Genomic DNA, 23772 nt, shown 5'->3' with positions numbered 1-23772 from the left:
GCATAACCCGCGGCCCCCATTTCCCATTCCCAGCCATAGAGCCATGCATCCTAAAATCCACGCCATCACCGAACGCATCCGCCAGCGCAGCGCCCCTTCGCGCGCGGCGTATCTGGCCGGCATCGATGCCGCCCTGCGTGAGGGTCCGTTCCGCTCCCGCCTGAGCTGCGGCAATCTGGCACACGCATTTGCTGCGTGCGGGCCGACCGACAAGGGCCGGCTGCGCGGCGACGTAACGCCCAACCTCGGCATCATCACCGCCTACAACGACATGCTCTCGGCACACCAGCCGTTCGAGCATTACCCGGAGTTGATGCGTCAGGCCGCACGCGAAATGGGCGCCACCGCGCAGGTCGCTGGCGCCGTGCCGGCCATGTGCGACGGTGTCACTCAAGGCCGTGGCGGCATGGAGCTGTCGCTGTTCTCGCGCGACATCATTGCCCAGGCCACCGCGATTGGCCTGAGCCATGACATGTTCGATGCCACGGTCTATCTGGGCGTGTGCGACAAGATTGTGCCGGGCCTGTTGATTGGCGCACTCGCCTTCGGCCATCTGCCGGCGGTGTTCGTGCCAGCCGGCCCGATGACGCCGGGCATTCCCAACAAGCAGAAAGCCGAAGTGCGCGAGCGCTACGCCGCTGGCGAAGCTACCCGCGAAGAACTGTTGGAAGCCGAGTCGGCGTCTTATCACGGCCCTGGCACCTGCACGTTCTACGGCACCGCCAACTCCAACCAGGTGTTGCTGGAAGCGATGGGCGTGCAGCTGCCGGGCGCTTCGTTCGTCAACCCGGAAATGCCGCTGCGTGATGCGCTGACCCGCGCCGCCAGCGTGCGTGCGCTGGAAATCTGCGCGCTCGGCGACGACTTCCGTCCGCTCGGTCACTTGATCGACGAACGCGCCATCGTCAACGCCGTGGTCGCATTGATGGCCACCGGCGGCTCCACCAATCACACCATTCACTGGATTGCCGTGGCGCGTGCCGCCGGCATCGTATTGACGTGGGATGACATGGACGAGCTGTCGCAGATCGTGCCGTTGCTGGCCCGCGTCTACCCGAACGGCGAGGCCGACGTGAACCGCTTCGCCGCCGCTGGCGGCCCGGGCTTCGTGTTCCGCGAGCTGATGGATGCCGGTTTGATGCATGACGACCTGGCCACCATTGCCGAAGGCGGCATGCGCGCATTCGCGCAGGAACCGCGCCTGATCGACGGCAAGGTGAGCTATGCCCCCGCCGTGGCCGAGAGCGCCGATGAAGACGCGGTGCGCCCGGCGTCCAACCCGTTCGAGGCACAAGGTGGCCTGCGCCTGCTCAAGGGCAACATCGGCAGCTCGCTGATCAAGCTCTCGGCAGTGAAGCCGCAGTACCGCACCATCGAAGCCCCGGCCGTGGTGGTGGATGCGCCACAGGTGTTGAACAAATTGCACGCCGCCGGTGCCCTGCCACACGACTTCGTCGCCGTGGTGCGTTACCAGGGCCCGCGCGCGAACGGCATGCCGGAACTGCATTCGCTGGCGCCGCTACTGGGCCTGCTGCAGAACCAAGGCCGACGCGTTGCGCTGGTTACCGACGGTCGTTTGTCGGGTGCGTCGGGCAAGATCCCGGCCGCGATCCACGTCACACCGGAAGCGGCGCGTGGCGGTTCCATCGCCCGCGTGCGCGAAGGCGACATCATTCGTCTGGACGGTGAAGCCGGCACGCTGGAAGTGCTGGTGGACGCTGCGGAATGGGCGTCACGCGGCATCGCCGCCAACACTGCACCGGCCGGCAATGACATGGGCCGCAATCTGTTCGCGATGAACCGCCGCATGGTGGGCCCGGCCGATCAGGGCGCAGTGTCGATCTCGTGCGGCCCGGCGCGTCCGGATGGCAGCGTGTGGGAATACGACGCCGAATACGACCTTGGCCACGATGCGGCCGCCGCTGGCGCACCGCACGAAGCCAAGGACGCATGATCCCCGCGCGCCGCCACGACGCGGCGCACTCTCCGTATCAGTAGAGGAACACGATGAGCATTGCCCAACATCAGGACCGCGCCGAGCAGCTTCTTACCGCCGCAGGCATCCTGCCGGTGGTCACCGTCCACACGCTGGACCAGGCGCGCGCGGTCAGCGCGGCGCTGTTGGAAGGCGGCCTGCCGGCCATCGAACTGACCCTGCGCACGCCGGTGGCGATGGAAGCACTGGCCATGCTCAAGCGCGAACTGCCGGATGTGGTGGTCGGTGCGGGCACGGTACTGACCGTCGAGCAGATGCAGCGTGCCATTGATGCCGGCGCGGATTTTCTGGTGACGCCGGGCACGCCTGCGCACATGGTCGACGCGCTCGCCAACGCGCCGTTGCCGGTGGTCCCCGGCGCCGCAACGCCGACCGAGCTGCTGGCGCTGGTCGCACGCGGTTTCCGCATCTGCAAGTTGTTCCCGGCTACCGCCGTGGGCGGGCTGGCGATGATCAAAGGCGTTGCCGGACCGATTCCCGAATTGAAGCTGTGCCCCACCGGCGGCATCACCGAAGCAACCGCAGGCGACTATCTGTCGCAGAAGAACGTGGTCTGCATCGGCGGTTCGTGGATGGTGCAGGACAGCTGGATCCGCGAAGGCCAATGGGATGCGGTGAAGCAATCAGCCGCGGCCGCGGCGGAAATCGTCAAGCGCGCACGCACGGCCTGAGTTTTACAGGTACGACGGTAGATCTCCCTCTCCCTCCGTCTACTGACCTGCGCCTCGGAGTTCGAGGCGCAGTTTTTATTTGAGGGATTGTTGAGTTTGGCGAGTGCTGATGCTTGGCAGCTCCCCCTCTCCCCAACCCCTCTCCCGCAAGGGGAGAGGGGCTCGGTGTACGTCATGTTGAGGCTCAATTGAGCAACTGCAGCTTTAAAGCCCCTCTCCCCTCGCGGGAGAGGGGTTGGGGAGAGGGGGAAAGACCGCCCCGTTAGCGCCTGGCCCGCTCACTGCGGCGCAACTCCGACGGAATCTCAATCTCCACCTTGGCCGGCAATGCGGTAATGCGAAGCTCGTTGGCCATCCATTCGGCCGGTTCACCGTTGATGGTTGCCGCGCCCGGCGTGCCTTCGTACGGCCACGGCAACACCAACCCTCCGGCTTGCAGCTGCAGGCCTTCTGGAACCTGCAAAGTCAGCTGCTTGTCGCTGCGCACCAGGCTGTACTTCACTGTGCCGTGCGCGGTGTGCAGACCGTCGATGGCGATGCCTTTGCCGCTCAACCATGCCGCCGGCACGCCGGCTGCCAACACGATCGCGCTGTCCACCTCGCGCTCGTAGGCAAACATGTCCAATGCAGAACGCACGAAATCCGATGCGACCCAAGCGTGTGGCAGGTCACCGACGAAGAACGGTTTGCGCGGTGTCGAGGACACCACTTCGGCCCACTGGTTCCAGCCCTGCGGTGCGCGATCCTTGAAGAAGTAGTCGCTGGCTTCATTGGCGCGCGCACGCCAACCCAATCGCACGAACGCGGCCACATTGCGCCATTCGTAGGGCGTGTAATCCTTCCACTGGCGCTTGCCGTCGCGGCGCTCGACGAAGTGCGCCCAATAGCGCTCGAAGGTGTTGTTCAACGCGGGCTGCGGCAGTCGCCCCTGTTCGCCGCCCGGCGCCAACGCGATCGTGGTTGAGGTGGCATCGAAATCACCCAACTCCACCGAGCCCGGCAGGAAATCAATCTTGTGTGACTGCATGGTCGCCAGCAGCGAGTCATTCAGATCCTGACGGAACTCGTCGCGCGAAGCGGACATCGCCAGCGCTTCTTCTTCCAGCCCCAAGGCCGCAGCCATGTCGGCCGCGTCCTTGTAACCACGCAATGCCCAGAAATCATCCCAGTACGAATGCACCGGCTTGGCCGAATAGCCTTCGTGACTGATCGAGGCCGGCATCATTCCGTAGAAGCCGGGATGGCGCGCGCGGTTCTCCTCGGTGCGCTCGCTCAGGCGCAGCGTTTCCATGTACTTCCACGCACCCTGCACATGCGGCCACATGCGTTGCAGAAATGCGAGATCGCCGGTGTGACGCCAGTACTCGGCGATGGTGTAGATCAACTCGCCGTGGCTGTCGTTCTCCGGCACCGGATCGCTGCCGCGTGCATCCACGCAGCACGGCACCATGCCGCTCTCGAATTGATACGGCGCGTACCAGTCCACGTACTGACGCACGGCATCGTCGCGGCCCATGCGCAGCAGGCCTTCGGAAATCATCGCGCCATCACGGATCCAGCTGCGTGCGTACGAGCGCGTGCCGGGTTGCAGGCTGGGGCCGACGCGCGAGATCAGCATGTGCGCCAGCGCCGTGCGCAGCGTGTCTGCCAGCGGCTTACCAGCGTCGGGCAGCTGCAGCTGCACCTGCCCCAGTTTCTGCCGCCACATCGCCGCAACCTGCTGCTGCGCCTTGTCTGCATCGAAGCCGGCTGGCATGCGCCATTCACCGGTCTGCGGCAACACCAACGCCACTTCCCTGCTCTGCCCCGGATCAAGCTTCAGCGTGTACAGCATGGCGCCGGATGCCAATCCGGTGGGATCGCTCACTTCATGCGTGCCGGGCAGGTGCTTGTCGGCCAGATGCGTGACGTCCAGCTTGGCGTCGAAGGTGCTGGCGAAGGTTTGATCCGGCTTGGTGACCGCGAACGCTCGCGGCTGGCCATTCACCGACACTTGCCCGTCCTGCATGGCGAGGCGTTCGATGCGACTGACGCCGCCCACGGTGTTGAGGAACTGGCTGGGCGGGTTGACCTGGAACGGGCGAACCGCCAACGCCAGCGTGTATTCGTGCGCCACTTTGTCGGTGTTGCTCAGCCGATAACGCGCAACCAATTGCGCTTGATCCGGGCGTCCCTGCACAAAGCCGGTTACCCGCAAGCCGAACTGGTCGTGCTTCCAATCGACCGACGGCACCGGCAGATAGCCGTCCTGCAAGGATTGACTGGCGCTCACATCGGCCCAGCCCAGCACCTTGCCATCGAGCACCACGAACGGCTCGATGCTGAAGCCGGATTTGGCCGCTTCCAGCGCACCGTCCTCGCTCATCAACGCCTGCTCGCGGCCGCCGTCCAGCCCGAGCAGCGTCCAATAAGGCTGCTCACCGCTGAAGCCACGCGGCAGTGAACCGCGCGGCAGATCTGCGCCGACCGAGCGGATGAAGTCGTTCGGCGTGTTCGCAAACGAAAGCGGCTTGAGACTGATGTCGCGAATGCCGTAGCGCCAGCTCGGGCCGTCTTCCAGATCAAAGCGCAGATAGCGCGCCTCGGTCTCCGGCAGCGCCAGCCAATCGCGGCCACCGCCGCCGGTGGTCACTTCGCGCAGCTTGTGCCAATCGCGTCCGTCGCTCGAAGCCTGCACCACATAGTGCGACGCCTCCAAACCCGGCACCCATTGCACCACCGCGCCGCCGAATTCGCGCACCTTGCCCAGATCCAGGCTGATGGTCTGCTGCTTGACGCCGCCGCTGATCCAGAACGTATCCGGCTTGCCGTCGGCGATGCGCTGCTGCAACGCGGTGGCGGTGTCGGCGATGACTGCCGTGGTCAGCGCCGTGGTGTCTTCTTTCGGCAGCGGCTGCAGGGTCAACTGGTCGAAGCACACCGTGCCGCGACCGCCAACCTTGCTGTAAATGGTGAATTCCACCGCCGCACTGCGCCGCAGGGTTTTGTCTTCGCCCGGGCCCCATGCCTTTTCAATATGTCGTTTGCGGTAATCCACCCGCGTCCAACGCTTGGGAAACTGATAGCCGGTGCGGTTGACCCACCAGACATTGTCGCCACTGCCATCGATCAACTTGAACTGCAGGTCGTTGGCCGGCGAATCACCGCGCAGCTCGAAAGAAACCTGATAGTTCTCCGGCCAGGTGATATCGATCTCGCGGCGGATACCGACATAGCCAGATACTTCGTGGAAGTCGTAATCCAGGCACAACGCGCGGCCGTTGTTTCCGCTCACCGGCCGCAGCGAACCGCTGACCTGCGGCGAAGTAATCAGTTGCCAGGCGCTGATGTCATCAAACTTCGCCAACACCGCTGCCGTCGCCGGCACGGTCACGCTCAGCAACACCAGAAACAGCAAACAGACGACGCGCTTACTCATCACCAGCATCTCGATTCATGCCCAACAATCCGGGCCGGATTTTCGCAGAGAAAGACGCCCTGCGTGACCGTTGTTTCACTGCCAAACAGCAGAACCGTGACGGCGTAATACACCGCTGCCACGTCCACTCATCCCTTGATGCTACCCAGCAGCAAGCCTTGTATGTAATAGCGCTGCAGCAGCAGGAACAGCAGCAGCACCGGTAGCACCGTGACCACCGCGCCGGCCATCATCATTTCCACATCCATGATGTGCTCGCGCGACAGGCTGGCCAGTGCCACTGGCAGCGTGTAGTGCTCCTGGTCGGTCAATATGATCAGCGGCCACATGAAGTCATTCCATGCGCCCATGAAGGTGAAAATGGCCAAGGTCACCAGCACCGGCTTGAGCATCGGCAACACGATCTGGAAGAAGATGCGCGCCTCGCTGGCACCATCGATACGCGCCGCTTCCAGCAGCTCATCGGGAATGGAGCGCGCGTACTGCCGCACCAGAAAAATCCCGAACACGCTGGCCAAGGCCGGAATCACCACGCCGCCAAACGTGTTGACCAAGCCCATCTGTTTCATCAGCAGGAACAACGGCAACATCACCACCTGCGCCGGAATCACCAGCGCTGCCAGCAGCATCTGGAATATCCGCTCGCGGCCGGCAAAGCGCAGTTTGGCGAAGGCATAACCGGCCAGCGTATTGAACAGCAACGAGCCCAACGTAATGCCCACCGACACCAACAGGCTGTTGATGAAGTTGCCGCCCATGCCGGTGCGTGCGAACAAGGCCTGGTAGTTGGCCACGGTGGTCTGCGCCGGCAGCAGCGGCGGCGGAAATTGCGACGCCTGCCCGCTGGGCATGAACGACACCGACACCATCCACAGCAGCGGCGCCAAGCTGACCAACGCAAGTAAACCCAGCCCACCATTGACCCACCACGCGTGCCAACGCGATTGCCCGATTTCGCGGCTCATGGCTGCCCCCTGCTCATACCAGCTCCCGGCGTTTTCCCAAACGCAACATCAGCGTGGTCACCGCCAGGATGATCAGGAACAACAGGAACGCCACCGCTGAAGCGCGACCCAGATTCCACCACTTGAAGCCTTCCTCGAACATGAAATACAGAACACTTACCGTGCTTTGCAGCGGATCACCGCGGGTCATCACATACGGCTCGGCGAACAGCTGGAAATAGCCGGATACGGTAATCACGCCGACTACCAGCAACACCGGACCCAGCATCGGCAAGGTGATGTGCAGAAACTGCTGCCAGCGCGAGGCGCCGTCGATGCGCGCCGCTTCGTATAGATCCTTCGGAATGGCCTGCAAGCCGGCCAGGAAGATCACCATGTTGTAGCCGAAGTTTTTCCACACGGCGAAGCCAATGATGGTCGGCATTGCCCAATGCGGGTCGCCCAACCAATCCACAGGATTGATGCCGACCTGCCCCAGCCCCCAGTTCACCAAACCGTAGCGGGTGTGGAACAGATAGCGCCAGATCACCGCCACCGCGACCAGCGTGGTCACCACCGGCGCGAACAAGGCCGTGCGGAACAAAGCTTTGAAACGGGCTGCCGGCGCATTGAGCAGCATTGCCGCGCCCAGCGACAAACCAATCGACAGCGGCACACCCACCACCACGAAATACGCGGTATTGCCCAGCGCCTTCCAGAACATCGGCGTCTGCAGCAGGTCGATGTAATTCCCCAGCCCCGCAAAGCGCAGGTTGTGCGGATCAGCCAGTGCGTACAGGTCGAAGTCGGTCAGGCTCAAGGCCAATGCCGACAATACCGGCAGGCCAAAGAACACGCCGATCACAATCAGGGCCGGTGCCGCGAACAACCAGCCGGCAAGCGAACGCTGCTTCATCGCGCACGCTCCGCCGCAGCCGCTTCTGCCGCCTCAGCACGCTGCTCAACCAGCCAACGGCGCTTGGCGAGAATATCGTCCACCTGCTGGTCCAACTGCTCCACCGCCTTGTCCTGCGACAATCCACCACGCACGACCTGCTCGGTGACGATGCGCATCTGCTGGGCGATACGTTCCCACTCCAGCACCTTTGGCGTGGGCTTGACCCGCTCCAACTGATCCGCAAATGCCGCCGTCAGTGGATCGCTCGTCAGCTCCGGCGAATCCCAGGCACTGCGGCGCGGCGGCAAGTCGCCGATGATGGTGTAGAACCGCTGTTGGATGGCCGGCCGCGACAGAAATTCAATCAACTTCCATGCCGCTTCTTTCTTCTGCGACGAACGCATCACCACCAGACTGGTGCCGCCGGCAATACCCGCACCCGGACCATTCGGCCCCGGCAGTGCGGTAGTGCCCCACTCGCCTTCCAGGCTGGCCGGCTGGCGCTGGCGGAACTCGCGGATATTCCACGGGCCGGATAGATAGAACGCGGTGAAGCCACGGAAGAACTCGTCCCAGACATTGGATATCTGCGTCTCGGACATCTTCGGCGCCCAGCCCTGCTCGAACATGTTGTCGTAGAACGCCAGCGTGCGGCGGAAGCCGGGGCTGCGGAAATTACCCCGCGTGTCCTGCTCGCGCAGCAAGGGATCACTTTGCTGCAACGCGAACGACAGTTGTGGCTCGAATTCGTTGAGCGGCATCAGTACCGGATAGCGATTCGGCCCCATCAACTGCTTCAGCGCAGCATTCATCTGATCCCATTCGGCCCAGGTGCGCGGTGGGTGATCGAAGCCGGCTTGCCGCAGCAGATCCTTGCGATAGAACAGCAGGCGCGTGTCCACGTACCACGGCACGCCAACCAGTTGCCCGTCCACCACATTGGTGTCCCAGATACCGGGGAAGTAATCCAGTGGCTTCACCACCGACGAGGCATCCACATACGACTGCAATGGCGTGAGCGCCTGCAGCATGGCGAACTCGGCGATCCAGGTATTGCCCAGTTGGCAGACATCCGGCAGCCCGTCGGCGGCATAGGCGGTGAGCAGTTTTTCGTGCGCAGCGGTCCACGGAATGTTCTGGATTTCGACACGGATGCCGGGGTTCTCGGCCTCGAATTCGCGAATCAACTCACCCACGACTTCGGCCTCTCGGCCCATCGCCCAGAAGCGCAGCGTGGTGCCTTCCTGCGATTTGCCGCAGCCGGCCACCACCAGCGTCAACAACATCATGGCCAGCGCGCGGATCATCAGCGGCTCACTGCTTCGGCTTGGAAGCGGGCGGTACAACGGTTGCCGCCTTCTGTTCGGCAGCAGCGGCAGCGCGCGATTCGGCGATGCCTGCTGCCCGTGCAGAGGCGGCTTTTTCGTCCTTCTGCAGCGGCTGGAAACTGTCTTCCGGTGCCAGCCAGCCGCCGGTGAAACCGGCGCGCTCCAAGCCCTTGCGGATGTACGGATTCTTCTTCATCACCTCCCACACAAATTCATTGCGGTAGTTGGCAATGCCGGTAAGGATCGGCCCCTGGTCGATGGCGATGTAATCACTGGCCACCCAACCGCGCTCGGGAATCAAACGCCCGGTCTTGAGCGGGATGTCGTAGTTGAAGCTGGGGTTGAACGAGTCCAGAAAGCCGTAGCTGGAATACAGGTAGTCACCGAAGCGCTTGTGCATTTCAACGGTGGCGGGAATCACCACTTCCGGCGCGAACGGCAATGAAGAAATGGCCGCCGACGGCACGATGGTGCCGTCATCGAAGTTCTCGCGCAGGCCTGCACCACGCGCCGAGTAATGGCGGAACTGGCGCTGCTCGCCGCGGTATTCCTGGGTGGTGTTCTGCGGGCCGTCACCTGCGGTCAAACCCCAGACATTGGCGCTGTACTCGCGCCACTGCATTGGGTTCTCGATGGCGTACTCACGCTGGGCGAGCGTGGCGCGGCGACTGTTGAGGAAATAGTCGATGCCGCGTTCGCGCATGTAAGGATCCTGGATGTCACGGAAATCGATCCAGACATGGCTGTACTGGTGGCCGAACAAGGGCCCGAACGCCAGGTATTCCTGCCCCTCATACACGCCCCAATCGTTGTCATAGGTGCGCGACCACACCGTCCAGGCATCCGGCTCCACCGCATGCGTGGGCGAGCCCAGCGCGAGGATGTACAGCATCATCGCCTCGTTGTAGCCCATCCAGTCGTGCTGGATGAAGCCGCTCTCCGGGAACCAGCCCATCGACACCAACGGCTTGTTGCGCTGCAGCCACTGCCAGTCCACGCGCTTGTAGATCGTGTCGGCGATCTGCCGGATTTCCTTCTCGCGCGCGTCGTCCCCGTCGTAGTACGACTGGGCGAACAGCACGCCCATCAGCAGCAACGCGGTATCAACGCTGGAGAGCTCCACCCAACTGTCGTAACGACGCCCCTCCTGCATGTCCAGGAAGTGGTAGTAGAAGCCCTTGTAAGCTCCCTTGCCGGTGCGTTGCGGCCCGCTCGGCAGGTCGCGGAAGAAACGCAGCGTGGTCAGCGTGCGATCAATGGCCTGGTTGCGGCTTACCCAGCCGTTTTCGATGCCAATGGGATACGCGGTAAGCGCAAAGCCCACCGAGGCAATGCTGGCGAATGGCCGCGATGGGTAGCGGTCCGGCGTCAGCCCGTTCTGTTCATTGGTGGTGTCCCAGAAGAACTGGAACGTGCGCCGCTCGATGTCGTCGAACAACGGCGGCAGTTCCGGCTTCATTGGTCGTGGCGGCAAATCCGCTTCGATCAGGATCACCTGCGGCAGTACCTTTGGCATCGGCGGTTCCGGTGCTTTGCCGCACCCCGCCAACAGCGCCAGCCCGAAACCGGCGAGGACACAGGCCAACCACTGTGGGGTGCATGACTTGCTCAAGGCGACATCCATGAAATGCAAATGAAAGAAGGTGATGCACCGCATTTACCGCGGTAGCCCGACCGGCCTTCGGCCAGCCGGGACGTGAATCACCAGGTCAGACCAAACGACAACTTGAACGTCCGCGTGGGACGCGCAATCGCATCACCCGTCCGGTTGCCATAGTTCGGATCAGGCGTTCCCGCATTGCCGCGCCAGTTGGCATATTCGGAAGAGAGCACATTGCGCCAGTTGAAGACGTTGAGCACGTCACCACGCACGCGCAGCTTCAAGTCCGTACCCGTATCCCATTCTTTCTGCAGTGCCAGATCCAACTGCTTGTAGCCGATCTTTTTGTCCGGCTTGAACGGATCAAACGCGCAGTCACCTGCAATGCTGCTGGAATAGCAATTGATCGCTTCAACCAGTTTTGGGCTTTCCAGGACGAGCTTCGCCGAGCCCGTAATCCCCCAGAAATCGACAATGCCGGTGGCTACCAGACGGTGCTCTGGAATGCCGAGCGCGCGGGTGAACGCGACGTTGTCCAGATTCGGGTAGTCGAACGAGAAGGTGTCGGAATTGCTGCGGTTTTCCTTGGCGTCGCTGTAGGTGTAGGCAAAGCTCACACCCCAATGGGATTCCGTGGTGTACGGTTTGTCCAACGCCAGCAGCAGCGAATTCAGGCGCGTTTCGACCGCGTTGTTGCCGATGAAGAACCGGCCCCATCCCGGCAACTGCTCGCCCCAAGGCTGGCCGCCCCAGTTGACCGCAGGATTGTTGCGGTACTCGCCATTGGGATAGCGGTTGCCCATCGTCCAAAGGATGCCGTCGTGACTCAACACGTGCATCAAGGTCACTGACGAATTCCAGTCGTGCCCCCACATCGAAAACGCGTTGCGCATACCGATGCTGAACTGGTCGGAGTACGGCGTCTTGATGTCGTTGTTGAGCAGGAACACCTCGCTCCCGTTGTTCGGGTTGGCTGCTGCCATCTGCGCCAGCACGGCGGGATCGAACATGCTCGGATCGAAGTTGTAGCAGTTGCTGCCCGCCCCCGGCGTACACGCATGGCCCGGCGTATTGAACTGGTATTCGTAACGCTGGAAGGCGAGGCGGTATTTTTCCAGTGACAGATAGTCGAACTGATTGCGGTTGTACGAGCGGCCCGCGCCACCGAAGAACACATGGCGCTGATCGCCATTGAGATCGTACGAGAAGCCCACACGCGGCTGCCAGCCATCCTTGAAGGCGCTGCGGTTGTGGCCGTTGCTGATGTAGTTGTTGTAGTCGTAATCAACATTTGCGTTGTTGATGTTCGGCCATGCCTGCAGCGCGGATACAAGCCCGGCCGGGGTTACATGGTCTTCATAGGCTGGATTGGTTTCGTAATCCCAGCGCAAACCGAGGTTCAAGGTGAGGTGCTCGTTGACCTCCCAATCGTCCTGAATGTAGATGCCAAACTGTTTGACACTGGACTCCACCGACGTCGGGTAACCGTTGCCCGATGCGGTGAACTGCACCATATAAGGTGTGTCCAGACTCTGGTTCAAGTCATAACGGAACTGCGGTGAGTACGGGCTCTGCTCGAAGGCGGAAAGATCGATGTCCTTGTACTTGATGCCCGCCTTGACGGTATGACCTTCCCAGCCAAAGAAGGTGAAGTCGTTCTGGAACGAATAGCCCTTCTGCGACTTTTCCTGGAAATCACCACCACCGCCGCGGTTGATCACCTCTTCCATCGTCGGGTTGTTCAAGAGTTCCTCACCACGACGTGGCACAAACAGCTTGTAACCGTTGTCCAGATTGATGGGGCGCGGCGCGAAGCTGGCGTCTTCATAGGTAATGTGGGCATCGTTCATCCAGTTCGCTGCATTGAACTGGTGGCGCAGGTCGATACGTGTTTCTTCGCCGGTCTTCAAGGTTCCGTATGACGCCAGGTTGACGCCACCCACACCGGTGACTTCATCTTCCTCGCGGCGCTTCATGGTCAACTCGACCAGGTGCGCATCGCCCGGCGTCCAGCTCAACTTGCCGAAGTACAGGTCTTCCTTGAACGGCGCGTTGTTGGTGGAACGTGCCTCGTCCTGGAAACGCTCGGGCAGTTCTTCGATTGATATCTGGCGGCCCGGAATCACCTGGCGCGCATCGCTGCGATCCTTTGCTTCGTAGGTCACGAAGAAGTGCAGTTTGTCCTTGATCAGCGGGCCGCCCAGCGCCACGCCGTACTGCTCGTCATGGGTGCGCGCCTTGATGTCGCGACCATCCCTTTCACGAATGGTGTCTGCCACCCAGCTGCTGGCGACGTTGTCCCAGAAAAAATCGCCATGGAATTCGTTGGTGCCCGAGCGTGTGACCGCAGTGATGCCGGCGCTGCTCAGCTGGTCATATTCGGCTTTGTAGTTCGACGTGACAACTTTGTACTCGGCAATGCCCAGCTGCGGAAACGGATTGCCGCGACTGGAGTCCTGCCCGGTAATGCCGCCCTTGAGCACATAGTCCTTCTGCCCGACACCATCGATGAACACATTGACGCCGCTGGAGAGCTGGGCGCCGCTGCGGATCGAGGTGGAACCTTCGTTGCCCGTGTTGAACATCACGCCCGGCACGATGTCGGCGAATGCCAGGAAGTTGCGCGAATTCTGCGGCAATGCCTGCAACTGCTTCTGGGTAACGTAGGTCGCCACTTCCGAGGTTTTGGTTTCCACCACCGCCTGCGCAGTGACCTGCACCGCATCCAGCGTGGTCGCCGCCCCGCCCTGTGCGGTTTCACTCACACCGCCCACCCCCAGATTCACGGTAGCGGTCTGGCCGACCTGCACGGTGATGTTCTGGGTGCTGGTTTTGCCGCCTGCATTGACGTCAACCCGGTAAGTGCCCGGCGGCAGACCGGCCAGCGAGTAACCGCCGCTGGCGCTGCTCTTCACGCTGCGGCTCAGGCCGGTGGCGATGTTGGTGGCGGTCACCTGCGCCTGCGCGGCGGGTGTGGAATCAGCGCTCACCTGGCCACGAATGGTGGCACCGGTGCTCTGTGCAAATGCAGGTGCGGCGCCCAGCAACAGGCAGCCTGCCAACGCGCAACTCAGCAAGGTGCGCGACGGAACATGCTTCAAAGGGGGATTTCTCATGGTTCAACTCTCTCCACGGCGGCAGTCAGGGACTGCCAGGAATTTGGTTTGAAGCGGTGTCCCAGTGCGTTCACGGGCTCAGGAAGGACCACGGGCTGCGGTCGAATCACGCACTACCAGGCTGGGAATCAGGGTGACGCCAGGCGTTGGGCTGGCGTGTTCATCGTCTATCTGCAGCACCAGCTGCTGCATTGCCCGTTCGCCCAGCTCAGCGATGCTCACCTGCATCGTCGTCAAAGCAGGGTGAACAAAGCGTGCCAGCGGAATGTCGTCGAAGCCGGCCAACGCCACCTGCTCGGGGACGCGCACGCCGGCCTGGCTGAAGGCATACAGACAGCCCAGCGCCATCATGTCGTTGGCGGCGAACACCGCATCGGGCAGGGTTTTACGCTTCAGCAGGGCCACACCGGCACGATGGCCGCTGGCTTCATCGAAGCCGCCGGGCAGTTCAATCCCTTCACTGCCACCGGCCTGTGCGGCCATGGCATCGCGGAAGCCACGCAGGCGTTCCTGTGCATCGTGGTTTTGCGGTGGGCCACCGATGAAGGCGATATGGCGGTGACCTTGCGCCAACAAATGCTCGGTCATCGTCACCGCGCCGGCATGGTCGTCAATGCTGAACATTGGATGCTGGCCATCGTCCAGCGGCGTGTTGATCAACACCGTCGGAAGGGTCGTAGGCAGGCTTTCCAGCAGGAAGCTGGGATCACCGGCATACGGCGAAAGCAGCAGCAGGCCGTCCACGCGACCGCGCATGGCCTGCAGCACCGTGCGTTGCTGCTGCGGGTCGCCGTGATAGCTGGACACGAGCAGGTGCCGGCGGTGGGCGCTGGCCACACCGTCGATGCCGCGCATCAATTCGGAAAAAAACTCGCCGTGCAGGTCAGGCAGCACCACCCCAACGGTCTGGGTACTGCGGCTGCTCAGGCTGCGCGCGGCGGCATGCGGGGTGTAACGCAGCCGGTTGGCGACTTCCAACACCCGTGCTCGCACCGCCTCGGCGACGTTGTCGTGACCATTGAGGGCACGGGACACGGTAGCAACGGAGACGTTCGCCTCGCGGGCAACATCCTTGATGGTGATTGCCGGTTTTGCCACCGTCATGCCCTCCGCAGCACGGTTGCGCGGAATGTAAACGTTTTCAAAGCGATCTGTAAACCGTTTGTCATGCTGCGCTGGGCCATGACAGGACATTCCCTGTCCGCGCGGATCGCCGGACAAGCGGGCTCACGCGCCGCCAGCATGCTCCGCCGGGGTCAGTGCCTTGATCGACAGCGCGTGGATGTCGGTCTCCATCATGGTTCCCACCGCCGTATACACCGCACGGTGGCGGGCCAACGGCGCCTTGCCGGCAAATACCTCGCTCACCACCAGCACATTGAAGTGGCCGCGCCCGTCACGGGCCCCGGCATGGCCAGCATGACGATGGCTGTCGTCTTCCACCTCCAGCAGTGCGGGGGCAAACGCCGCCTGCAGCGCGGCGCGGATCTGGTCTACCCGGCTCATGGCAGCACCTTGCGGAAGGGCCGCACATCCACGCGTACATAAACGCCGGCGGCCACATACGGATCAGCGTCCGCCCAGGCACGGGCAGCGTTCAGGTCCGGGAACTCGGCAATCACCACACTGCCGCTGAAACCAGCCTCGCCCGGGTCTTCGGAGTCAATGGCAGGACACGGACCAGCCAAAAGAAGCCTTCCCTGGTCAAGCAATGCCTTCAACCGGTCCAGGTGCGCTGCCCTGGCCTGCATGCGCGCGGCCAGCACCTGCTCGCCGTCATAGCCTTCAATCACGTACCACACGGGCGTTTATCTCCTTGTCCGCTGAATGGATCGGTGACAAGTCTAGCCCCACAAGGCTGGACACCGCCCGGTTCTGGCGATTACTCTTTGCGCTATTGCACGCAGCCGGCCTGTAGCGGCTCGGTGCGGCGGAAGGCTCAGGCCCCGCCGGTTCACCGAAGCACTCCTCTTCCCGGACCGCGTAGACGACCTCCTCGTAATGACGTTGCCGCCCTTCGCGGTGCGTCTTGTTGTTCATGTATGGAAGAAGCGCGCCAGACAAGCGCGCATGGCTCGCAATACTCAGGCCGAACCCTACCGGGCGGGAACCCGGGATGCGTACGGCTCGTAATACCCGATGTCGACCTGATGACTTCCGAACTCGCGCACGACGCGAACCCGCCAACGCCGCCCCATATACCGCAGCAGCAGGAAATGCCGCTGGCGATGGTGCATGGGCAGCCGGTACTGCAGATCCCACAGGATCTGTACATCCCGCCGGACGCGCTGGAAGTCATCCTGGATGCATTTGAAGGCCCGCTGGATCTGCTGCTGTACCTGATCCGCCGGCAGAACCTGGACATCCTGGATATCCCGGTCGCCGAGATCACCAAGCAATACGTTGAATACATCAATGTGATGCAGGAGCTGCGCTTTGAATTGGCAGCCGAATACCTAGTCATGGCCGCCATGCTTGCCGAGATCAAATCGCGCATGCTGCTGCCCCGGCCGCCAAGCGTGGAAGGCGATGAAGCCGATCCGCGTGCGGAGCTGGTCCGTCGTCTGCAGGAATACGAACGCTTCAAACAGGCTGCCGAAGACATCGACAGCCTGCCCCGCCAGGACCGCGACACCAGCCTGGCAACGGCCTTCGTGCCGGAACGCATTGCGGTGAAGCTGCCGCCGCCGGTGGACCTGAAGGAAATGCTGCTGGCGCTGCATGACGTGCTCAAGCGCGCCGAGCTGTTCAGCGGCCACGCCATCAAACGCGAGGCACTGAGTGTGCGCCAGCGCATGGGCGACATCCTCAGCCAGCTGGAAGACGGCAAGTTCTACCGCTTTGAAACCTTGTTCAGCGCCGAAGAAGGCAAGCTCGGCGTACTGGTGACCTTCCTGGCCATGCTGGAACTGGCCAAGGAGCAGCTGCTGGACATCGTGCAGGAAACCTCGCTGGCCCCGATCTACGTGAAGTCCCTGGCTTCCGGCAACACCAACGCTCCGCTGGCCTTCTCCAGCGAGTTCGATGACGCCGACGCCGACCCCGCCTGAGCAACCAGACCGACGCATGGATCAACCGCTGATCAACCGTATTGTCGAAGGTGCCCTGCTGGCCTCCAGCCAGCCGCTGACCCTGTCGCAGCTGCAAGGCCTGTTTCCGGAAGACGCTCCGGCGCCCCCGGGCAGCGTGGAGCGTGCACTGGAACTGCTGCGCGAGGCGTGTGCCGAGCGTGGCGTGGAACTGGTCGAGGTGGCCTCGGGCTTCCGCTACCAGATCACCGGCGAAGTGCACAGCTGGGTGTCCCGGCTGTGGACCGAGCGCAAGACCCGCTACACCCGCGCCACATTGGAAACCCTGGCGCTGATCGCCTACCGCCAGCCCATCACCCGTGGCGAGATCGAACAGGTGCGCGGCGTGGCGGTGAGCAGCAACATCATCCAGGCGCTGGAAGAGCGCGAGTGGATCCGGGTCATCGGCCACCGCGACGTGCCTGGCAAACCGGCACTGTTTGGCACCACCAAGGGCTTCCTGGATTACTTCGGGCTCAAGCGCCTGGACGAACTGCCGCCGCTGTCCGAGCTGCGTGACATCGGCGAACTGGAACCGCAACTTCCGCTGGATGGCGACGGCCAACCCGCTGCACCACTGACTGCTGGCGCTGCCGCACCCGATAACGGTGCCGAGCCGGGCGAATCAGATAACCCAACTAACGCAGCTGCCAACGAATCCCCGGATTTGGAAGCAGCCGCATCCGACACCGCCCTCACGGGCGAACCCGACGCCGCGCCGGGAGAGCGCGCGGCGGAAGTGGAACAAACTGAAAACAACGCCGTCGCGACGACGACCGTGGCTGTTGACGTAGCCGATTCCGACCATGAGGCCGACGCGGAAAACGCCGGCCGGAGCAAAACAGATGAGTGACACCCCCCGTAAGTCGACGTTGAACAAGCTTTCGCTCAAGCGCGAAACCGGCACCGAACAGCCCAAGCTCGAAGAGCGCCTGCACAAGGTTCTGGCCCAGGCCGGACTGGGCTCGCGCCGCGCGCTGGAACAGCGCATCGCCGACGGCTTGGTCAAGGTCAACGGCGAAACCGCGCAGGTCGGCATGTCGGTCAAGAGCGGCGACAAGATCGACCTCGACGGCCGCAGCTTTGTTGCAAGCGCCCTGACCGATCCGTCGCGCGTGCTGATCTACAACAAGCCCGAAGGCGAAGTCACCACGCGTGACGATCCCGAAGGCCGTCCGACGGTGTTTGAAGCGCTGCCGCCGCTGAAGGGCGCGCGCTGGATCGCCATCGGCCGTCTGGACATCAACACCACCGGCCTGCTGCTGGCGACCACCGACGGTGAGTTGGCCAACGCAATGATGCATCCGTCCTTTGAGGTCGAGCGCGAGTACGTGGTCCGCGTGCGCGCCCCGGAAGGCGAAGAGAAGGTCTCCGACGCCATCATCGAGCGCCTCGGTCGCGGCGTGCTGCTGGAAGACGGCGGCGCCAAGTTCGACGAAGTCGAGCGCATTGGCGGCACCGATTCGCACGACTGGTTCCGCGTGGTCGTCAAGGAAGGCCGCAACCGCGAAGTGCGCCGCCTGTGGGAATCGCAGGGCTGCCAGGTCAGCCGCCTCAAGCGCACCCGCTACGGCAAGATCGAGCTGCCGCGCGAACTGATGCGCGGCAAGTCGGTGGAATTGACCAGCCCGCAGGTTGAGGCGCTGCGCGCCCAGCTGAAGCTGGAAGAAGGCACCCCGTCCGCGCTGACCCTGCAGCCGGTGATCGGCCAGCGCAAGGCGGCCAAGACCACCGTGCGCGTCTCGCGCGAAGGCGGCCGCGGCAATGCCTACGTCAACGGCCACAGCACCGCCGACGAAGGCCGCGAACTGCGCCGCTTCGACGCTGTGCGCGAAGACCGCGGCCGTGGCCGTGGCGGCAAGCCGGGCGGTGGTTACAAGGGCGGCCTGACGGTCAGCGGCGACGCCGCTGCCAAGCAGTCGCAGCGTCCGTTCAAGCAGCGCAAGCCGGCCGGCGACCGCAGCCTGCCCGATGGCAACCCCGCCGCATTCCGCACCTGGTATGTGCCGGACGGCGTGAGCACCGGCCCGAGCGGTCACCGCAACGCCGGCCCGGGCGGCAACCGTGGCCCCGGCCGTGGTGCCGCAGGTGAAGGCCCGGCACGTCCGTACGGCAAGCCGCGTCCGGGCGGCGCCCCAGGTGCAGGCCCCGGCCGCGGTGGCCCGGGCCAGGGTCGTCCGCAGGGCGGCGGCTACGGTGCGGGCGGCCAAGGCCGTTCGCAGGGCGCCGGCGGCGCAGGTGCCGGCCAGGGCCAGCGCAAGCATCCGTACGGTCACCCGGGCAACGCCCCGAGCTTCCCGTCTGATCACGCAACCCCGAGCTACAGCCCGTACGGCGCACGTCCGGCCAGTCGCCCGAGCGGCGGCAACCGTGGCCCGGGTGGCCCCGGCGGTCGTCCCTCCGGCGGCCCGCGTCCCGGCGGCAACCGTCCGGGTGGCGCAGGTCGCCCAGGCGGCGGTGGCCGTCCCGGTGGCGGCGGCAACCGTGGCCCGCGCGGCGGCTGATAGTCGCCCGCAGCTACGCTGAAACAGAACGCCCGGTGCAATGCACCGGGCGTTTTTGCGTTTGGGCTGCTCGTTGGCAGCCCTCGTCAACGGAACCGCGACTCCCAGGTAACTTAATGGGAATAATGTGCAAATTTCCCTAAATGGGAAATTTGGAGTAGCGTTCAATGCAACTACCGATCAGAGACCGGCCATGGACTTCTCACTGAACCTGCTTGACCTGGAAAGGACGCCCGCCAGCGACGTCAAGGCCAAGGGCTGGCCTGAGCTGATGCGCAAGGTAAGCAAGCGCGGTGCGGTGGTGATCACCAATCACAACCATCCGCAGGCGGTCGTGGTCTCAGCTGAGGAATACGAGCGTTTGGTGACACAAGCCAACAGCACCTCGACGGCGGCGCAGCGCGCACAGTCACTCAAGGCCTTGCAGGCCGAGTTCGACGTGCATCTTTCCTCACTGAAGGCCGACGGGCTGTCCAAGGTGTTCGACCGACCTGCACGTCGCGGCGGCAAGGTCACGCTGGGCAAGTCGCTCTAAGCGGTGGCACGGATTCTGGTGTTGGCCGGCGTCAACGGCGCCGGCAAGAGTTCGCTGCTGGGCATGATGCTGCACGAGGACGGCGCCACCTGGTTCAATCCCGACGCGTTCACCCGGCAATTGGTCGAACGCGGCTGGCCGCTTGAAGAAGCCAACGCCACCGCTTGGCTGGAAGGCACCCGGCGGCTGCGCGATGCGATGGCCGAAAATCACGACTACGCCTTTGAAACCACGCTGGGAGCAAACACGATTCCCGCATTGCTGCGTGATGCCTGCCAGCAACATGAAGTGAGTATCTGGTTCTGCGGATTGGAAAACGTGGAGCTGCATCTGCAGCGTGTTGCCGAGCGCGTTATCGCAGGCGGTCACGACATTCCCGAGGCCAAGATCCGCCAGCGTTTCGATAGTTCACGACTCAATCTGATCGAGCTGCTGCCCTATCTCACGACATTGCACGTCTACGACAACAGCCGCCCGGCGGATGCCGATGGACAGGTCGAACCGCTGCTGGTGCTTGAGCTGGAGCGAGGCCGGATTCTGTGCCCGGCGGCGCAGGAGGAATTCGCGCAGGTGCCGGAATGGGCGAAGCCGATTGTGTGGGCTGCGCTGAAGGCGTTTCCGGTGGTGCAGGAGGAGTGAGGGCTTTGGCTTTGGCCGTTGATCTTGCGGTTGCTCTTGCAGCTGTCCCTTCTCCCGCAGGCGGGGTGAAGGCATGCGGCTTACGAGCCACTGGCTCGTGCATGGCTGAACGCCTCGCATGCTATGCGAGGCCGGGGCGCGGAGCGAGGTGCCCGAAGGGCGGATGAGGGCAGCTCCTTAGCTCTACGTGCTTTCAGAGCGCCCTCACCCCAACCCCTCTCCCGCCACGCGGGAGAGGGGCTTTTAAAGCTGCGACCTTCAACTTACCGAGCCGTTTCAGCGGCGCTCGATCACGAACTTGCCGAAACCCACGCCCAGACTCCAACCACGGCCGGTGCCGGCAAGTGCCAGCGAGACATCGCCCTTGGTCATTGCCTGTGCGTCGCTGGCGCGCGAAGCGCTGGCATGCACTTCCGCGGCGGCATAGGTGCCGAGCAGGTCATTGGTGGAATACGCGCCAGTGAACTTGCCGCGCCCATCAGTGATGGTGGTGCGACCAACGGTCAGGCCGCCACCCTTGGCGGTGATCTTGACCGGGATGCTGGAGCCGTTGTCGCAGGTGATCGTTCCCGTGCCTTCGGCGGTCTTGTAGAACGCCGACCAGCCGGAAAGGGTGTAGTGCAGTTCGCAGTCGATGTTGCCCGCTGCCTGTGCGGCCGGCGCCAAGCCCGCCGTTGCCAACAACACCAACACTGCCAATGTGGATTTCATGGTTGCAGCCTCCTGCGTGTTGAAACCGATGCCGAGCCTAGCAGCCAAGCCCTGCCCTACTGCGCCGCGCCAGCCTCCGCATCGGGTTGACGTTCAGCCTGTCGCTACCGGCCCGGAAAGTGCGAATGCATCGGCATCCAGCATCGCCGGGAAGCGCTCACGGTGCGCGGCCAATGCCGCTGCGGAAATGGTGGTGGTGACCACTTGTTCGCGCTCGCGGATTTCCAACTGCGGCTGACCGAGGTAATCAATCACCGCACTGTCGCCGGAATAATGCAGGCCGTTTCCATCCACACCGACACGGTTGACGATTGCCACGTAACACAGGTTTTCGATGGCGCGTGCGCGTGCCAGCGTCTGCCAGGCGTAGGCGCGGGCCGAGGGCCAGTTCGCCACGAAGATCTGCAGATCGAAATCCATCTGCCCAGGCCGTTCGACATCAAACCGATTGCGGCAGAACACCGGGAAACGCAGGTCGTAACAGATCTGCGGATTGATCCGCCACCCTTTCAACTCCACGCACAGGCGCGCTTCACCCGCTGCGTAACGCTTGTGCTCACCGGCAAAACGGAACAGGTGGCGTTTGTCGTAGTGCTGCAGTTCGCCGTCCGGCGTGGCCCACAGCAGGCGGTTGTAGACGCCCTCGCCCACGCGCAGCTGCACGCTGCCAGTGACGACCGCACCCAGCGCGCGCGCCTGTTCGCGAATCCATGCAACGGTCGGGCCGTCCATGTCTTCGGCCTTGTCGATGGCGTCGTTGGAAAAACCGCTGGTGAAGGTCTCCGGCAGGATCACCAGATCCGTCGTGCCGGCCAGCGGCGCCAGCAAGGCGCCGTAGTGCTCGCGATTAGCGGCCGGATCGTGCCAACGGGTGTCGCCCTGGACGAGAGAAATACGGAGGTCGGTCATTGTTTGAAGCCGGGAATGGGGGAATGGGGAACAGGGAATGAAGGAGCACGAACGGGAATGGAGCAAATCAGGAGCAAAGAAACTTTCATTCCCCGCTCTCTATTCCCCACTCCCTGCTCTCAATCACAGCTTCTGCAGGCGCTCGATGGCCGCGTCCAGCGTCGCATCGTTCTTGGCAAAGCACAGACGAACCAGGCGTTGCCCGGCCGGCGGCGTTTCGTAGAACGGCGACAGCGGAATCGCAGTCACGCCCTTTTCGATGGTCAGCCACTTCACGAATTCGTGGTCCGGCAGGTCGCTGATGGCCGAGTAATCCACCAACTGGAAATAACCACCGGGCACCGGCAGCGGCTTCAAGCGCGTGGTCAGCAGCTGCTCGCGGAAACGGTCGCGCTTGCCTTGGTAGAACGCGCCCAACTCCAGGTGATGCTCGGGTTCGTCGCGGATCATCGCGGCAAAACCGTATTGCGCCGGGCTGTAAGTAGTGAAGGTGTTGTACTGATGCACTTTGCGGAACTCGGCGGTCATGGCCGGCGGCGCGATGGCGTAGCCGATCTTCCAGCCGGTGCAGTGGTAGGTCTTGCCGAAGCTGGAGATGACAAACGCGCGCTCGCGCAGCTCCGGGTAACGCAACGCCGATTCGTGGCGCACGCCGTCATAGATGATGTGCTCGTACACCTCATCGGAAATCAGATAGATGTCGGTCCCGCGCAGCACGTCGATCAGTGCCTGCATGTCGGCGGCCGACAGCATCGCGCCGGACGGGTTGTGCGGGGTGTTGACCATCAACATGCGGGTCTTCGGCGTGATCGCCGCGCGCACTTTGCCCCAGTCCACGGCGAAAGTCTGCGGATCGAGCGCGATATGCACCGCCCGCGCACCGGCCAGGTCGATCGCCGGCTCGTAGCAGTCATACGCCGGGTCGAGCACGATGACTTCATCACCGGCACGCACCACGGCGTGGATGGCATTGAAGATGGCTTCGGTACCGCCGGAGGTGACGGTGATTTCGCTGTCCGGATCAACCTGCGCGCCGTAGCAATCCAGTGCCTTCTGGGCGATGGCCTGGCGCAACGGCGCCACACCGGTCATCGGCGCGTACTGATTGAAACCCTCGCGCATGGCCTTGGCGGTTTCGTCGATCAAGCGCTGCGGCGCGGGGAAATCCGGGAAACCCTGTCCCAGATTCACGGCGCCATGCTCGGCGGCCATCTGCGACATCACGGTGAAAATGGTGGTGCCCACCTTGGGCAACTTGGTCTGCGGCTGCATCGGCATGTACACGCGGGGGAAAGAGAGCAGCGAGTGTACGCAAAGCCAGCAATCAGGGGGCAGCGCGCCGGCATCACTGCGTTCCAGGCCATGAAGCCCGCCACGGCGGGTCTATAATGCCGCCGCCCCATGCGCCAGCCCGGCTGCGCTGCCACCCCAAGGA

General features: G+C 63.3%; 19 protein-coding genes. 7 read left to right on the top strand and 12 right to left on the bottom strand.

Features of this window, described 5'->3' with window-relative positions; all coding sequences use genetic code 11:
- The first annotated feature begins 43 nt into the window (after window positions 1-43).
- Together edd and eda are read left to right on the top strand one after the other, a co-directional pair.
- Complete coding sequence (gene edd, locus ACREP4_RS10450; protein ID WP_431596110.1) at window positions 44-1954, top strand: phosphogluconate dehydratase; 1911 nt, start codon at window positions 44-46, stop codon at window positions 1952-1954.
- A 53-nt stretch (window positions 1955-2007) separates the two neighbouring features.
- The gene (eda, locus tag ACREP4_RS10445; protein WP_431596109.1) at window positions 2008-2667 is read left to right on the top strand and encodes a bifunctional 4-hydroxy-2-oxoglutarate aldolase/2-dehydro-3-deoxy-phosphogluconate aldolase; all 660 of its coding nucleotides are present in this window, start codon (window positions 2008-2010) and stop codon (window positions 2665-2667) included.
- A 262-nt stretch (window positions 2668-2929) separates the two neighbouring features.
- Here the strand turns inward: eda and ACREP4_RS10440 are convergent, their stop codons facing one another.
- The 9 genes from ACREP4_RS10440 to ACREP4_RS10400 form a co-directional block, all read right to left on the bottom strand.
- Entirely contained in the window at window positions 2930-6085 is a 3156-nt protein-coding gene (locus ACREP4_RS10440) for a discoidin domain-containing protein (RefSeq protein ID WP_431596108.1), read from the bottom strand.
- Window positions 6086-6213: 128 nt separating this feature from the next.
- Window positions 6214-7050, bottom strand: coding sequence for a carbohydrate ABC transporter permease (locus tag ACREP4_RS10435; RefSeq protein WP_431596107.1), 837 nt, complete (start codon window positions 7048-7050; stop codon window positions 6214-6216).
- Window positions 7051-7063: 13 nt separating this feature from the next.
- Complete coding sequence (locus ACREP4_RS10430) at window positions 7064-7945, bottom strand: carbohydrate ABC transporter permease (protein WP_431596106.1); 882 nt, start codon at window positions 7943-7945, stop codon at window positions 7064-7066.
- A complete protein-coding gene (locus tag ACREP4_RS10425) occupies window positions 7942-9234 on the bottom strand; it encodes a sugar ABC transporter substrate-binding protein (RefSeq protein WP_431596105.1) in 1293 nt (430 codons plus the stop codon). The genes ACREP4_RS10430 and ACREP4_RS10425 overlap by 4 nt, the downstream gene beginning before the upstream one ends.
- A 7-nt stretch (window positions 9235-9241) precedes the next feature.
- Window positions 9242-10771, bottom strand: a complete 1530-nt coding sequence (locus tag ACREP4_RS10420; RefSeq protein ID WP_431596104.1) for a glucoamylase family protein — start codon at window positions 10769-10771, stop codon at window positions 9242-9244.
- Window positions 10772-10956: 185 nt separating this feature from the next.
- The gene (locus tag ACREP4_RS10415; protein WP_431596103.1) at window positions 10957-13971 is read right to left on the bottom strand and encodes a TonB-dependent receptor domain-containing protein; all 3015 of its coding nucleotides are present in this window, start codon (window positions 13969-13971) and stop codon (window positions 10957-10959) included.
- A gap of 78 nt (window positions 13972-14049) precedes the next feature.
- Window positions 14050-15069 (bottom strand): LacI family DNA-binding transcriptional regulator, encoded by a 1020-nt coding sequence (locus ACREP4_RS10410; protein WP_431596161.1) that lies wholly within the window; start codon window positions 15067-15069, stop codon window positions 14050-14052.
- Between the two features lie 129 nt (window positions 15070-15198).
- Window positions 15199-15477, bottom strand: coding sequence for a BolA family protein (locus ACREP4_RS10405; RefSeq protein ID WP_431596102.1), 279 nt, complete (start codon window positions 15475-15477; stop codon window positions 15199-15201).
- Window positions 15474-15773 (bottom strand): YciI family protein, encoded by a 300-nt coding sequence (locus tag ACREP4_RS10400; protein ID WP_431596101.1) that lies wholly within the window; start codon window positions 15771-15773, stop codon window positions 15474-15476. Before ACREP4_RS10400 ends, ACREP4_RS10405 begins: the two co-directional genes overlap by 4 nt.
- Before the next feature lie 348 nt (window positions 15774-16121).
- Between ACREP4_RS10400 and ACREP4_RS10395 the strand changes: the two genes are divergently transcribed.
- The 5 genes from ACREP4_RS10395 to ACREP4_RS10375 all read left to right on the top strand — a co-directional run bounded on the left by ACREP4_RS10395 (window position 16122) and on the right by ACREP4_RS10375 (window position 20717).
- Window positions 16122-17021 (top strand): segregation and condensation protein A, encoded by a 900-nt coding sequence (locus tag ACREP4_RS10395; RefSeq protein ID WP_431596100.1) that lies wholly within the window; start codon window positions 16122-16124, stop codon window positions 17019-17021.
- 16 nt (window positions 17022-17037) lie between these two features.
- Entirely contained in the window at window positions 17038-17892 is an 855-nt protein-coding gene (scpB, locus tag ACREP4_RS10390; RefSeq protein ID WP_431596099.1) for an SMC-Scp complex subunit ScpB, read from the top strand.
- Window positions 17885-19543 carry a pseudouridine synthase gene (locus tag ACREP4_RS10385; protein WP_431596098.1) on the top strand — a complete coding sequence of 553 codons (1659 nt, stop codon included), beginning with the start codon at window positions 17885-17887 and terminating at the stop codon, window positions 19541-19543. The genes scpB and ACREP4_RS10385 overlap by 8 nt, the downstream gene beginning before the upstream one ends.
- 193 nt (window positions 19544-19736) lie before the next feature.
- Entirely contained in the window at window positions 19737-20078 is a 342-nt protein-coding gene (locus ACREP4_RS10380) for a type II toxin-antitoxin system Phd/YefM family antitoxin (protein WP_431596097.1), read from the top strand.
- A gap of 3 nt (window positions 20079-20081) precedes the next feature.
- The gene (locus tag ACREP4_RS10375; RefSeq protein ID WP_431596096.1) at window positions 20082-20717 is read left to right on the top strand and encodes a hypothetical protein; all 636 of its coding nucleotides are present in this window, start codon (window positions 20082-20084) and stop codon (window positions 20715-20717) included.
- A 276-nt stretch (window positions 20718-20993) separates the two neighbouring features.
- On the opposite strand, the gene ACREP4_RS10370 is transcribed toward ACREP4_RS10375, so the two are convergent.
- From ACREP4_RS10370 to ACREP4_RS10360, 3 genes are all read right to left on the bottom strand, one after another.
- Complete coding sequence (locus tag ACREP4_RS10370; RefSeq protein WP_431596095.1) at window positions 20994-21428, bottom strand: hypothetical protein; 435 nt, start codon at window positions 21426-21428, stop codon at window positions 20994-20996.
- Window positions 21429-21521: 93 nt separating this feature from the next.
- The gene (locus ACREP4_RS10365) at window positions 21522-22337 is read right to left on the bottom strand and encodes an amidohydrolase (protein ID WP_431596094.1); all 816 of its coding nucleotides are present in this window, start codon (window positions 22335-22337) and stop codon (window positions 21522-21524) included.
- 123 nt (window positions 22338-22460) lie between these two features.
- Window positions 22461-23609, bottom strand: coding sequence for a pyridoxal phosphate-dependent aminotransferase (locus ACREP4_RS10360; protein WP_431596160.1), 1149 nt, complete (start codon window positions 23607-23609; stop codon window positions 22461-22463).
- Between the last annotated feature and the right edge of the window lie 163 nt (window positions 23610-23772).

The sequence above is a fragment of the Stenotrophomonas sp. genome (assembly GCF_050737575.1).
Taxonomy (GTDB): Bacteria; Pseudomonadota; Gammaproteobacteria; order Xanthomonadales; family Xanthomonadaceae; genus Stenotrophomonas.
This window is presented reverse-complemented; position numbering and strand designations above follow the sequence as displayed.

Excerpts from the sequence above, each read along its gene's own strand:
- edd (WP_431596110.1), top strand. The coding sequence starts at position 44 with ATGCATCCTAAAATCCACGCCATCACCGAACGCATCCGCCAGCGCAGC.
- eda (WP_431596109.1), top strand. The coding sequence starts at position 2,008 with ATGAGCATTGCCCAACATCAGGACCGCGCCGAGCAGCTTCTTACCGCC.
- ACREP4_RS10440 (WP_431596108.1), bottom strand. The coding sequence starts at position 6,085 with ATGAGTAAGCGCGTCGTCTGTTTGCTGTTTCTGGTGTTGCTGAGCGTG.
- ACREP4_RS10435 (WP_431596107.1), bottom strand. The coding sequence starts at position 7,050 with ATGAGCCGCGAAATCGGGCAATCGCGTTGGCACGCGTGGTGGGTCAAT.
- ACREP4_RS10430 (WP_431596106.1), bottom strand. The coding sequence starts at position 7,945 with ATGAAGCAGCGTTCGCTTGCCGGCTGGTTGTTCGCGGCACCGGCCCTG.
- ACREP4_RS10425 (WP_431596105.1), bottom strand. The coding sequence starts at position 9,234 with ATGATCCGCGCGCTGGCCATGATGTTGTTGACGCTGGTGGTGGCCGGC.
- ACREP4_RS10420 (WP_431596104.1), bottom strand. The coding sequence starts at position 10,771 with ATGCCAAAGGTACTGCCGCAGGTGATCCTGATCGAAGCGGATTTGCCG.
- ACREP4_RS10415 (WP_431596103.1), bottom strand. The coding sequence starts at position 13,971 with ATGAGAAATCCCCCTTTGAAGCATGTTCCGTCGCGCACCTTGCTGAGT.
- ACREP4_RS10405 (WP_431596102.1), bottom strand. The coding sequence starts at position 15,477 with ATGAGCCGGGTAGACCAGATCCGCGCCGCGCTGCAGGCGGCGTTTGCC.
- ACREP4_RS10395 (WP_431596100.1), top strand. The coding sequence starts at position 16,122 with ATGACTTCCGAACTCGCGCACGACGCGAACCCGCCAACGCCGCCCCAT.
- scpB (WP_431596099.1), top strand. The coding sequence starts at position 17,038 with ATGGATCAACCGCTGATCAACCGTATTGTCGAAGGTGCCCTGCTGGCC.
- ACREP4_RS10385 (WP_431596098.1), top strand. The coding sequence starts at position 17,885 with ATGAGTGACACCCCCCGTAAGTCGACGTTGAACAAGCTTTCGCTCAAG.
- ACREP4_RS10380 (WP_431596097.1), top strand. The coding sequence starts at position 19,737 with ATGGACTTCTCACTGAACCTGCTTGACCTGGAAAGGACGCCCGCCAGC.
- ACREP4_RS10370 (WP_431596095.1), bottom strand. The coding sequence starts at position 21,428 with ATGAAATCCACATTGGCAGTGTTGGTGTTGTTGGCAACGGCGGGCTTG.
- ACREP4_RS10365 (WP_431596094.1), bottom strand. The coding sequence starts at position 22,337 with ATGACCGACCTCCGTATTTCTCTCGTCCAGGGCGACACCCGTTGGCAC.
- ACREP4_RS10360 (WP_431596160.1), bottom strand. The coding sequence starts at position 23,609 with ATGCAGCCGCAGACCAAGTTGCCCAAGGTGGGCACCACCATTTTCACC.